A 12,696-nucleotide genomic window follows, 5' to 3' on the forward strand; every position below is an offset into this window, starting at 1 on the left:
TTGTCATCGCTGCCGCTTTATGATTTTTTGAAGGGAATGGCCCTGTGAACCAGCAGGGCCACGGGAAACTGCCGATACAGGCAGGGCATGAGGGGAGAAGATCGATGGCCGAACGGCGATCAAGTGATTCGAGCACCACGTTGGGGAAGCTGGCTTGCGGTGTCTCGCTCGCTGTTCTGGCCTTCGGGTCGCAGGCAGTGCTGGCGCAGGACGCATCCGATGGCACCGGCGAGGACGATCAGAACGCGTCCGTTGAGGCATCCTCCGAAGACGTGATCATCGTGACCGGCCTGCGGGCGAGCCTTCAGCGCGCTCAGGCTATCAAGCAGAACGCGGACACCGTTGTCGATGCGCTGACCGCCGAAGATCTGGGCGCACTTCCGGACCGCTCGGTCAACGAGGCGTTGCAGCGCGTCCCCGGCGTGGCGATCACGCGCTTCGCATCGGCCGAGGATTCACAGCATTTTTCGGTCGAAGGTTCCGGCGTCACGATCCGCGGCCTCAATTTCGTCAAGGGCCTGTTCAACGGGCGCGACACCTTCTCCGTGAGCGGTGGCCGCGAAATCAGCTACAACGACATCGCGCCCGAACTGGTCGGTTCGATCGAGGTTTTCAAGAACCTCACGGCCGACATGATCGAAGGCGGGATATCGGGGACGACCAGCATCAACACCCGCCGCCCGTTCGATTCGAGCAAGCAGCTCATCTTCCTCTCGGGTGAGTTGAATTACGGCGATCTGGTCGAGCGCACGGCGCCCAACGTGACCGGCCTTTACAGCAACCAGTGGGACCTGCCGAGCGGTGCGCGGGTCGGCTTCCTCGCTTCCGTGACCTACTCGAAGCTTTATTCCCGCGCGGACTCGGCGTTCATCGCCTCGCCGTTCGAACGCTTCAACGGTACGCGCACCTTCAACGTGGGCTCGCCCTTCCAGTCGACCGTGACGGATACCTTCAATTGCGGCGGCGGGCTAACCTCGTGTTATGCCCCGACCGGCGGCGGGGTGCGTACGCAGGACTTCGATCGCGAAAGGATCGGGATTGCTGCCGCACTGCAATTCGCTTCTGCGGACGACCGTCTGCAAGCAACCGCAGCGTTCCTGCGCACCGAGGGGCGCAATAGCTGGACCGAGCAGACGATCGAGCCGAACGTCTGGTATCCGGACGTCAACGCGACCTTCCCGGCCGCCGGCACCAACTACACCTTTGACCAGAACGGCGTTTTCCTCAACGGCTCCATCAACCGGCCCGGCGGCTTCAAGCAAGGCTGGAGCAATGGCAACTACCTTAACGAACTCCCCAACTTCCAGGAGGGTGGGATCTTCACCACCCAGTCGAACCGGGGCTTCCTGACCGACTACCGGACCGATGACCACAGTCTGGAAGTGAAGTTCCAGGCCACTGACCGGCTGCGCTTCATGTTCGATGCGCAATATGTGAAAGCGCGGGCGCTGGAGATCGACCAGATCATCGACACGGCCACGTGGTCCAATGTGCAGATCGATAATTCGGGGCGCATTCCCCAGATCAACTTCAGCATCGGCCGCCTGCCCAATGGCACCACGCCGACCGCCGCAGATTACTTCTCCAATCCCAATAGCCTGTATTTCCGCGATGCCTTTACCGATCGTGATGACAATAACGGCGAGGAATGGGCGTTCCGCGCGGATGCCGAATATGATCTGAGCGACGAAGGCTTCCTGCGGCGCGTGCGGGTCGGCGGACGCTATGCCGATCGCGATCAGGTGGTGCGCAACAACAACTACAACAACTGGGGCGCGCCCTCCGAAACATGGACCGGCCCGAACGGAGCACAAACCTACGCCACGATCGACTCTTCGCTGTACGAAGTGGTCGGCTTCGACAACTTCTTCCGCGGCGCATCCACCCAGCCGCCGGGTGCGGTTTTCCTCAAAGGCAACCTCGCCGAAAACTACGAAGGCACGCAGGAGCTTCTGCGGACCATCACCGCCCGCGCTGTCGGCAATTACCAGCCGATCGAGGATCGTGCCTGCGCCACGGTGAACACCTACTTCTGCCCCAATGAGGTGTTCCGGAATTCCGAGCGCACGATGGCGGGGTATGTCCGGGTCGATTTCTCGACCGACAAGGGCAACGGGTCCTACTTCGACGGCAATATCGGCGTGCGTTACGTCGATACGCTGGGCGTGTCCTTCGGCGCTCTGACGGCTCCCCTGCGGGAGACCGTTCTGCCGTCGAACTTCCCGAGCGTGACCGCCTATTGCTCCGCACCGCGTGGGCCGCAGGACCCGGTCCCGCCGATCTGCCGCCTCTCCGCGACCGAGCAGACCAACGTGCTGGCCTTTGCCAATGGCGCCAGCGAGCCCTTGGCGGCAAGGAACCAGTTCGGCCACTTCCTGCCCAGTCTGAACGTCCGCTTCCATGCCAATGACAAGCTGCAATTCCGCTTTGCTGCATCGCAGGCGATCTCGCGGCCGACATTTGACAACCTGCGTGCGTTTATCGGGGTGAATGCCGGGGTGACCCAGGCGGGCGATCTGGTGTTCCAGTCAAACTCCCGGAATCCCTATCTCCGCCCCGTTGAGGCAACGCAGTTCGACCTGACCGGCGAATGGTACTTCGACCCGGTCGGTTCGCTCACGGCGGCGCTGTTCTACAAGCGCCTGAGCAATGTGATCGACAATAATGGTCAGGGGGTCATTTCGGCGACCAACAATGGCCAGACCTACGATGTGGTACTGAACGGGCCTGCCAACACGGACTCCAGTTCCAGCATCAAGGGCTTCGAACTCGCCTACCAGCAGACCTATGACTTCCTGCCGGGCGCGCTTTCGGGTCTCGGGATGCAGGCATCCTACACGTTTATCGATCCCGGCCAGATCCCCACCAGCACGCCTGCCAACGGCACCGGCGATGGGGCACGCCCGCCGGGTGAAGTGAACGCACTCTACGGTCTGCTTCCGCTGCCGCAGTTGTCCCGGCACAACGTCAACCTGGCAGGTTTCTACGAAAAGAGCGGTTTCTACGCCCGTCTGGCCTATTCCTGGCGCTCGCGGTTCCTGCTCAGCACGAGAGACTGCTGCTTCCCGTTCCTGCCGGTCTTTGCCGAGCCGACGGGGCAGCTGGATGGTTCGCTGTTCTACACGTTCAACGAAAACATCAAGGTCGGCCTTCAGGCTAACAACCTGCTCAACGAAGTCACCCAGACAAGCTTCGCCCTGTTCGCAAGGGATGAGGATATCGTGCGGGCAAAACGCGGGGCATTCGTGAGCGATCGCCGCTACTCCCTGACGCTCCGTTTGACATTCTGACCGGCGCTCGGGCAAGCAGAACACACCTGTGTGGTCTGCTTGCCCCGTCGGCCCAGAACACAAACGTCGCTATCGACAGAAGGTGTGATCGTGACAGCCAGCAGCCATCTTTCCGAGTCATCCATGCCGATAGCAGGAGTGGAACTGGGCGGAACAAAGTGCGTCTGCACTCTGGCTGCGGGGCCAGATGCAATCATCGATCAGGCCGAAATCCCGACCTCCGATCCCGAAGAGACGCTCGGCGCCATCAAGCATATGCTGCGTAAATGGTGGGCAGAACGCAGGTTCCGCGCGCTTGGAATTGCCAGCTTTGGCCCGATCTGCCTCGATCCGGCATTGCCGCTCTACGGCCACATCCTTGAAACCAACAAGCCGCACTGGAGCGGCTTCGATGTTCTGGGCACCCTGTCCAGCGAGTTTCCCGTCGCCTGCGGGGTCGACACGGATGTCAACGCGGCAGCGCTGGCCGAAATGGCCTGGGGCAGCGGGCGCGGTCTTTCCGATTTTTCCTATGTCACGGTCGGCACCGGGGTCGGCGTCGGCCTGATCGTCAACGGCATGGCGACCAGAGGCCTGCTCCATGGAGAGCTGGGCCATATGGTGATCCCGCGCACGCCCGGAGACGACTTTCCGAGCATTTGCCGGTTTCATGATTGCTGTGTCGAGGGACTGGCATCGGGATCCGCAATCAAGGCGCGGCTGGGTGTCGAACAGATCGCCCACGTGGCACCGGATCATCCTGTCTGGGACATCGTCGTCAACGCACTGGCCGCGCTGTGCCACAACATGGTCTGCACCACCGGCCCCCGGCGCATTGCCTTTGGCGGCGGGGTGATGAACCGCCAGCCCCATTTGCTTGCAAGGATCGAAGCCCAGCTGGAACAAAGTCTGGCAGGCTATATGCGCCTGCCAACGGACCGGCCCTATATCGTCGCTCCCGAGCTTGGCGATCAGGCCGGACCGCTCGGCTCCATCTTCCTCGGCATTGCGGCAGAGGCAGGCGCAGCAACGAATCCGTTGGAGCTTGCCGCCGAATAGGCGTTCAGGCCCGTTGCATCCAGGCACCGGTGCTTTCGATGTCCGGCTCCACATCGTGCTCCTGTTTCCACAAGGTCGCGGCCTTGGGCAGGAGATAGTGGCTCAGCGGCAGGATCGCGGCGCCGACTGTGGGCGCGTCCTCGGCCAGTTCGGCGCGCTCGATCGGAGCGATGCCGGGCAGATGGGCGGCATGCACCGCGAGCGAGGCATTGAGCCGTTCCTCCAGCAGTTTGAGGTATTTGAGCGGCAATCGCCCGCCGATCAGGATGGCAGACGGGTTCAGCAGGCAATTGATCGCCAGAATCGGATCGAGCAACCGTTCGACGGCGCCATCGATCCAGCTGTCGAGCGCCCTGGTGAACGCCGGGCTCTGTTCATCGGCGAACAGTTCCGACAGTTTCAGACCCTGTGCCTGAAGGTGCGTCGACAGCCCGGACAGGGAAACCCATTGCTGCAAGGGTTCGGCCTGCCCCCCGGCTGTCCGGCAATTGAGGAAACCGATTTCGCCGCTGCGGCCGTCAGCCCCGCGCACATAGGTGCCATCGGCAAAGAAACCCCCTCCCAGGCCCCACGAGATCAGGATGTAGAATGCGCTTGAATAGCGCCGCCCGCTGCCCAGCTGCTGCTCGCCCATCGCCGCAGCGGCGGCATCGTTCTCGATGAACACCGGAAGAGCATATGGCACCACGAACAGTCCGGCAATGTCGGTCTTGTCCCACGCCGAATACTGCTTCGGCCGGCCGGCAAGTTCGATCGAGCCAAGGTCATCCGGAGTGGCCACGCCGATGCCGACAAGGCGGCTCACGTCTATTCCGGATTCCGCCACGAGTTCGGTGATCGACTGGCGGTAGAAATTGCGGACATCTTCGGGCAACGCAAAATCGATCTCGATCGCCCGGCGCGCCAGCGTGTCGCCAACGAAGTTCACAATCGCAATCGCGATGTGATCGCGGTCGATATTGACGCCGATCGCAAAGCAGGCGTCGGGATTGAGCTTCAGCTTGATCGCCGGTTGGCCCCGCCCTTCGCGGACTTGTCCGGCTTCGTGGACAAGGTCATCGGCGATCAGGCGTTTGGCGATATTGGCGATGGCCGGAGTGGTCAGACCCGTCAGCCGGGCCAGCTCGACCCTGGTGGTTGTGCCCTGAACCCTGATCGCGTGCAGCGTGATCCGCTGGTTGTGATCGGCTGCCCGCTCGAGATTTGTTCCCGACAAGCGGACGGCATTCCGGGACTGTTGGGGCATTGTTCGATCCTTGAGAGGGGCATTGGCTGTCGATTGTAGTTGCTACTTCCGCCGAAGCGAAGAAGCGATCTGAAGGCACGTCCGGTTCGCGTTCCGATTATAAAATCAATTTGATTGCTTTAACCTTGGCCATGGATAACCTCTGGCCAAGTTCGGGACAAGCGTCCGCATTCGCGGCCGAGAGGGACTCCATGCACCGTCACCCTGGGAGCCGCACCGTGAACCCGGCAGTGGGCGTTCGACCGGGGCACAGGGCGACCGGTTGGCGCGAGACGGGGGTTGGGCTTGTTTTGGGTCTGCTGCTGATAGGCGCGTCCTCGGAGGCGGCTGGACCGGGAAACCTGCCCGTCCGGGTCAGCGGCGGGATGGTTCAGGGGCGTCTCGGCGAGGCTGGCGATGCGCGCATTTTCGAAGGCATCCCTTTTGCCGCCCCTCCGCTGGGCGACCGGCGCTGGCGTCCGCCCGCCCCGGTCATTCCCTGGACGGGCATCCGCAAGGTCGACAAGCCTGCTCCTTCCTGCATGCAGAACGACTATGGATGGAACCGCGCGAACCATCTGTTCGCCTCGGAAGATTGCCTGACACTGGACGTGCGGGCGCCGCTGAAGGGCCAGCGGCTTCCCGTGATGGTGTGGATCCACGGCGGCTCCAACCGCGCTGGCGGGGCAGGCGGGACGGTTTCCAGTCGCATCACGGAGCAGGGCGTGGTCCTGGTCGCGGTGCAGTACCGGCTGGGTATCTTCGGTTTCCTCGCCCACCGTCAACTGGCTGCTGAACAAGCTGGGGCGAGCGGCAATTACGGGCTGATGGACCAGATTGCCGCCTTGCAGTGGGTGCAGGACAACATCACCCGCTTCGGCGGTGATCCGGGCAATGTCACGCTGTTCGGAGAAAGCGCGGGCAGCCAGGACGTGTCGTTGCTGCTGGCCACACCCCTGACGCGCGGCCTCTTCCACAAGGCCATCATGCAAAGCGGGACGCCCGGGTTCGGCATGGCGTTCCGGCCGCGTGACGCGGCCTTTGATCTTGGCGATCAGCTCGATGCCCTCACAGGCGGAGGCGATCTGGCAGCGTTGCGGCGGGCTGACGCAGCGGCACTGCTAGCGGCGGACCTGCAACTGCGCGATGCCGCCCTGTGGGACCAAAATTTCCTGTGGTTACGCACGACAATCGACGGACACGTGCTGCATCGTGCGCCGGACAAGCTTCTGGCCGCCGCGTCGCCGCGCCCCGTGATTGTCGGCAGCAACCGTTTCGAATTCGGGCCGTCGCCGGGAAGCGTCGATATCACGGCCTATGTCCAGCACTGGCTGGGCCGGAAAGCGACCAAGGCATTGGCCTTCTATCGCGCCGAGGAGAGCGCCGGCGCTGACCCCCGCCTTGGCCCTATCGAAGCCCGGATCGAGACCGACTTTGTATTCCGGTGTCCGGCAGGCAATCTGGCCGCCTTGCTTGCAGAGCGGAGATGGCCGGTGTGGCGCTATGAATTCGATGCCCCGGCGCCGGGCGCACCGCGCGACAATCTCACCGCGCACGCGGCGGAGATCGGCTACATCTTGAATCGTGAACCGCTTGGTCTATCCGGTCAGCAGGTGCAGTTGCAGGATTACTGGGTCAATTTCGCCAGAGCCGGTGATCCCAATGCCGACGGGCTTCCCGTCTGGGGCCCCTTTGCCGGCGGAGCCTATGCCGCGATCGGGACGGGCGGTCTGTCGATGCGACAGAAGCTGAGGCCGAAACCGTGCGATCTGATCGGGGCGCTCTAGAATGTGTCGCCGCAGCCGGGATCATCATGGAGATCGGCTTCAAGTCTGCGTAAGAGATCGCTCTGACGTACAACGGCATCGCGTTGTAGTTCAGTCTGCGGGCGCTCGATATCAGGGTATCTAGAACACCGTCATCCGGCCAGCAGCAGTACAGGCAGGCCAGTGGCAGAAGCTTGGTCGTTTGCGCTTGTTCCTGATTTTCGTCCTTCTCCAAGGACGCTTCAACGGCCCGTAGGCGGTCCGGTGTGGCAGCAGCGCAACATCAAGGTAGAGCCGGCTCGACCGAACCATGACGCTCCTTGGCATCAATTCGCTGAGCATCTGTGCCCCCAAAACTGCATTTTGATGCCCCCAGAAATGCCCCCAATCGTTACGGACGCCTACGGAGATATCGAAAAAATGCCGAACGCCATCCAGCACGAAATGGCTGCAAAAAAGGGAAAACAGGGGATTTTCGGACATCTGAGGACTGGTGACTGGCGGAGCTACCAATCTGATGGCAATCCGCCTCCAATTATGCAGAGCCTTACCCCTACGGCTGTGAGCTCTGCCCATCATGTTCCGCCAATCAGCCAGTGTAGCGCTCGATTGCTCGCCAGAGGTGATGCATCAGACGTGATTAACAAGTTCGTTCGCTACTGCGTTGACCCAAACTCGGAGCCAGCAGGTCCGACTACGTCATATGGAACTGTCACTGAACCGGCTTGCTGCCTGCATATGGGTCAAAGGGTTTGCCCTGTGACGGCTGCGGGGGTGGTTCAGGACCTAGCGCTGGGAGCCTCACTGTTTCGGCTCCAATTAGGAGGGAACCGCATCGGCAACAGCAATAACAGAACGCGCGGCATGCTCATGAGCTAAAGCTTTGACGGCCCCCGAAATCTTTAGTCCATGAAGTTTTTCTTAACCATAGTCCCTTAAGCTCGATCCGACCGAAACGAAAGGATGGGCAGTGCCGGTAAACCAGTCTCATGCAAACGTGCGCTCTGCGACCAAAGCTTACGGCTTGTCGAACATAACACAGCCTGGTTTGCATCATGATTGAAGATTTCAAGCTGCACAGCCACACGGCGCCGGCGGAACCTCTGATCTCGATCGTTGTGCCAGTTTACAACGAAGAAGATTCGGTCGGCCATTTCGCAGCCGCGATCAGGACTGTAATTGCCGAAAGCTGGCCGACCGGCGAGACCGCGCCACGCTTCGAGATCGTCTTTGTCGACGATGGCAGCTGTGATGCCACCGCCGCAATCGTAAGGGCGATGTGCCGGGTTGATCGCACAATCAGGCTTATTTCGCTTTCGCGCAACTTCGGGAAAGAAGCGGCGTTGTCTGCCGGGCTGAGAGCGGCCACCGGAGACGCCGTGATCCCGATGGACGTCGACCTGCAAGATCCGCCGGAACTGATCCGACCGATGATCGACAAGTGGCAGGCCGGGGCGCAGATCGTCAACGCCAAGCGGATCGACCGCCTCCAGGACAGCTTCCTGAAGCGCACCACATCCCGAATGTTCTACAAGACGATCAACGCCCTTGCCGAGCATCCCATCGCGGTCGACGTCGGCGACTTCCGCTTGCTTGATCGCGCCGCGGTTGCCGTCCTTAACGAGATGACCGAACGGTGCCGCTTCAACAAGGGCTTGTTTTCATGGATCGGCTTTCGCACCGAAACAGTCGAGTATGCACGGCCTGCCCGCCAGGCGGGCTCCACCAAATGGGGCGTTTCGCGGCTCGTGGCGCTGGCACTCGACGGGATCACCGCATCGACGACCTTTCCATTGCGCGTGTGGACCATGGTCGGGGCGATCATATCGCTCGCCGCCTTCGCCTACGCCGCATTTTTGATCGCCTATACGATTATCTCAGGAGCCGACACACCCGGCTATGCATCAATCATGGTCGCTGTGCTTTTCCTGGGCGGATTGAACCTGTTTAGCGTCGGTCTGATGGGCGAATACGTCGGTCGGATCGCTGTGCAGGTTCGCGGCCGCCCGCTCTATGTCGTCGCCGAAACAGTGGGGTTCTGAAATGGAACTGGCGGCCTATCAGTCGCTGCGTGCTTCGCAGGACCGTCACTGGTGGTTCGTGGGTCGCCGCCGGATTGTCGCGCAGCTGATTTCCATGTTTGTCCCACTTCCTGCCAACGCCCGTGTGCTCGAAGCAGGCTGCGGCTATGGCGGCAATCTTGCGATGCTGGATAAGCTGGGGGAGGTGCAGGCCTTCGAGTTCAACGATGATGCCCGGGCTCATGCCGCAAACCTGCTTCGGCGGCCTGTCGCCTATGGCAGGCTTCCCGACAAGATCGGCTTCGACAATGATCGCTTCGATCTGATCGCCATGCTCGACGTGCTCGAGCATATCGATGATGATGTCGCCTCGCTGCGCACGTTAGGAGAGCGGCTGGCACCGGGGGGGGCATTGCTGCTCACCGTGCCTGCTGTGCCGTGGCTGTGGTCAGATCATGACGTACTGCATCAGCACAAGCGGCGCTACACGCGGGCGCTCTTGGCGGAGCGACTTCATGCGGCTGGCTTCGAGATTGCGGGAATAGGCTACTTTAACACCTTGCTGTTCCCGCTGGCACTGGCCCAGCGGCTGATAGCGCGGCTGGTCGGCGCCGGAGGGGTCGATCACGCTGTGCCACCCGAGCCCTTGAACGCGCTTATGACCGGTATCTTCTCGCTCGAAGTCGGGCTCCTCGGGCGGATTCCTTTTCCGATCGGCTTGTCGCTCTTCGCGGTGGCGCGCAAGCGGCGCGCATAGCGTGGCCCTGTTGCGCCAGATCGCCTCATTTGGCGTAACGGGAGCCACTGCGACGCTGCTCCACGTCGGCGTGGCCTGGCTGTTGATCGACCGTGCCGCGCTGGACGGCTTGGTCGCCAATGCTTGCGGCGCGGCAGCGGCTTTCATCGTTTCCTATCTCGGCAACGCCCGCGTCACCTTCGCCAGCCAGCGCGGACTGTGGAACGGAGCTGCCCGCTATCTGGTGGTGACCTTCGCAAGTCTGGCGCTGTCGAGCGCGATCCTTGTGCTGACGCAGAGCAGCGGCCTTCCGACATACGCCTATGGTTTACTTGTAGTGATGACAGTTCCCCTGGTAACATTCCTGCTGGCGAAGTTCTGGGCGTTCAAGCGTCCCCTTCAGCAAGGCGAGCCGGAGTCAGCTTCGGGTCGCGCGTAGTGGCGCGGTCGCAAGGTCGTCAGCTGGATCCTGCGAAGGTGCCGTCAGATCAGCACCATCATCTTGTTGGGCAGCAACAGGACGGGATCGATCGCTCGATTTATCCGCGTCGCGCTCTTGCTACCTCGCACCGTGCGAATACATCAACCGGAACTGCGTAGATCGAGGGGCAGCGACATGACTTCAGTACACGCAACCCTGAAGCCGGGAAGTTCACTCGCCAGCGCGTGGTTTCTTGTCACGGTAGCCCTTCTCGCTGCGGTGATCTATCCACAATTCTCGCTCAACCACGATGCCAGTTGGTATATTACCGCGACCAGCATGTTTCTCGATGGATCGCGTCTTTACGAAGACATTATCGAGATAAATCCACCGCTTGCCTTCTACCTGACCATTCCGGCGATAACGGTTTCTCGCGCGCTGGGGAGCAATCCAACCACAACTTATTTCGTTTATGTCTGCGCACTCTGCCTGACTTCGTGCCTCTGGACGTTGAAGGTGCTGAACGCTGCGGCATTGCAGCGTATCGAACGGACCACCCTGCTGCTGTTCGTCACGGTCGCACTCTTCGTGCTGCCGATTGCGGAGTTCGGACAGCGCGAACATCTGATGCTCGCTTTCGCGCTGCCGTTTTTGCTGGGCCTTATCCTTCGTCCCGCGACGCCGCAGATTGGTGTGTCACACCAGATCGCGCTGGCCCTGTTTGCAGCGCTCGGCTTGTTGCTGAAACCCCATTTTCTCGTAATCCCTGCAAGCATCGCCATCGTGCGGCTATGGCAGGAACGCAACCTTCGATCGCTCCTCGATCCGGGACTGCTGGCACTCGCTGGGATAACGATCACTTACGTGGCGTTCGTGGTCATAGTTCATCCCGCATATCTTGTATCCATCGTCCCCGTCGCGCGTGACGTATATGCGGCTTACGGAGCAAGCGCAGAGCAAGTCCTGTTGAAGCCCGAACTCTTTGGGCTGGTATTGGGCATAGTCGCAGCGCGGCGTGTTGTTAGGGCATTCTCGGATCCGGTAACCCAGCTTTTTGCGAGCGCAAGTGTCGGGGCAGCCGCGGCGTATCTGCTCCAGTTCAAGGGATGGAACTATCACATCCTGCCTTTGTCGTCCTTTGTGCTGCTGAGCGTAGCGTGGCTCTGTGTCCGCAGGTGGCATGTAATCAGGCGTGACATGATAATAGTCTCAAGCTTCACTCTGATTGCACTTATCACACTTGGACAACAAATCGCTCGCGGGCCTTACCGAAGCGCTACGACTGAGGCCTTCAAGCCTTTCGTAAAGAATAATAATGAAAAAATTCTCGTGCTGAGTACGAATGTCTGGGCAGCATTTCCATTCGTCAACGAAGTTTCAGGTTCATGGGCAAGCCGGTTTCCAGCGCAGTGGTTTATTCCCGGCGCCTATAATCGCGCGCAGTCATTAAATTGCGCAGAAAACTCAGACGATTGCGTGAAGATGGTCGAAATAATGGATTACGCCCGAAATGCAATTATCGAAGACCTAAATAAATTTAAGCCTGACTTGGTAATTGTAGATGAACGTGATAATAAATCCTATTTTAAGTCCCCTAATTTTGACTATATTAAATTCATTTCAAAAGATCCCAAAATTTTTAATTTTTATGATTGCTACGCGAAAATTGGCGACCATGAAGGATATTCCGTTTTTGCTAGAAATTGCACAAACATACCATTTCCATCGTCACCGAGCTAGGCCGTAGACCCATTAGCGACGATCCATGTTTAGTCGTTCGGCTTCATCGGTCGGGATGCTGCCGACTGGCTCATCCCGTCGCTCACCTTCGGTCATGAGCGGGGCGAGGCTCATTCCCGAAAGCGGCATGGCGGCTCCGGGCGGAATCGGAAGTTCATTCTGGCGATCGTGAACGACTGAGTCTGGTTCGGGAGCAGACATTTATACTGACGATCGGGAGCAGACTGAGCCAGGGTCGCGAGGTGCGTTTGCTGATTGGCTGACCCAACGGCACCGCAGCGCACCGAAAAATCTAAATCTGACCAGCAAGGAGCTTTTCAGACTTGTTGGGGAGCGAGCTCTTGCCCGCTCGGATCATGGTCCAATGATCGACCAAGAGAGACCACTACATCCTGCTCAAAGTGTGGGATCGGATGTGGTGCCAACTTCCGCCAATGGGAAATTAATCATTTAGAATCA

The 12,696-nt window shown here is 60.2% G+C and carries 8 protein-coding genes; 7 read left to right on the plus strand and 1 reads right to left on the minus strand.

Annotation, left to right across the window (positions count from 1 at the left end):
• Positions 1-104: 104 nt before the first annotated feature.
• Both KVF90_RS15035 and KVF90_RS15040 read left to right on the plus strand, forming a co-directional pair.
• Positions 105-3,290, plus strand: a complete 3,186-nt coding sequence (locus KVF90_RS15035) for a TonB-dependent receptor (protein WP_264392378.1) — start codon at positions 105-107, stop codon at positions 3,288-3,290.
• 123 nt (positions 3,291-3,413) lie between these two features.
• Positions 3,414-4,328: an ROK family protein gene (locus tag KVF90_RS15040; protein ID WP_264392379.1), complete on the plus strand. Its 915-nt coding sequence runs from the start codon at positions 3,414-3,416 to the stop codon at positions 4,326-4,328.
• A 4-nt stretch (positions 4,329-4,332) separates the two neighbouring features.
• Here the strand turns inward: KVF90_RS15040 and KVF90_RS15045 are convergent, their stop codons facing one another.
• Positions 4,333-5,574 carry an ROK family transcriptional regulator gene (locus KVF90_RS15045; RefSeq protein ID WP_264392380.1) on the minus strand — a complete coding sequence of 414 codons (1,242 nt, stop codon included), beginning with the start codon at positions 5,572-5,574 and terminating at the stop codon, positions 4,333-4,335.
• A gap of 191 nt (positions 5,575-5,765) precedes the next feature.
• On the opposite strand from KVF90_RS15045, the gene KVF90_RS15050 reads away from it, so the two are divergent.
• The 5 genes from KVF90_RS15050 to KVF90_RS15070 all read left to right on the plus strand — a co-directional run bounded on the left by KVF90_RS15050 (position 5,766) and on the right by KVF90_RS15070 (position 12,237).
• Positions 5,766-7,340 carry a carboxylesterase/lipase family protein gene (locus KVF90_RS15050; RefSeq protein ID WP_264392381.1) on the plus strand — a complete coding sequence of 525 codons (1,575 nt, stop codon included), beginning with the start codon at positions 5,766-5,768 and terminating at the stop codon, positions 7,338-7,340.
• A gap of 1,034 nt (positions 7,341-8,374) precedes the next feature.
• Complete coding sequence (locus KVF90_RS15055; RefSeq protein WP_264392382.1) at positions 8,375-9,361, plus strand: glycosyltransferase family 2 protein; 987 nt, start codon at positions 8,375-8,377, stop codon at positions 9,359-9,361.
• 1 nt (position 9,362) lies between these two features.
• The gene (locus KVF90_RS15060; protein ID WP_264392383.1) at positions 9,363-10,097 is read left to right on the plus strand and encodes a class I SAM-dependent methyltransferase; all 735 of its coding nucleotides are present in this window, start codon (positions 9,363-9,365) and stop codon (positions 10,095-10,097) included.
• A 1-nt stretch (position 10,098) separates the two neighbouring features.
• Positions 10,099-10,515 carry a GtrA family protein gene (locus tag KVF90_RS15065; protein WP_264392384.1) on the plus strand — a complete coding sequence of 139 codons (417 nt, stop codon included), beginning with the start codon at positions 10,099-10,101 and terminating at the stop codon, positions 10,513-10,515.
• A gap of 177 nt (positions 10,516-10,692) precedes the next feature.
• Positions 10,693-12,237, plus strand: a complete 1,545-nt coding sequence (locus KVF90_RS15070; RefSeq protein WP_264392385.1) for a hypothetical protein — start codon at positions 10,693-10,695, stop codon at positions 12,235-12,237.
• The last annotated feature ends 459 nt before the right edge of the window (positions 12,238-12,696 follow it).

It is taken from the genome of Porphyrobacter sp. ULC335, assembly GCF_025917005.1.
Classification (GTDB): Bacteria; Pseudomonadota; Alphaproteobacteria; order Sphingomonadales; family Sphingomonadaceae; genus Erythrobacter.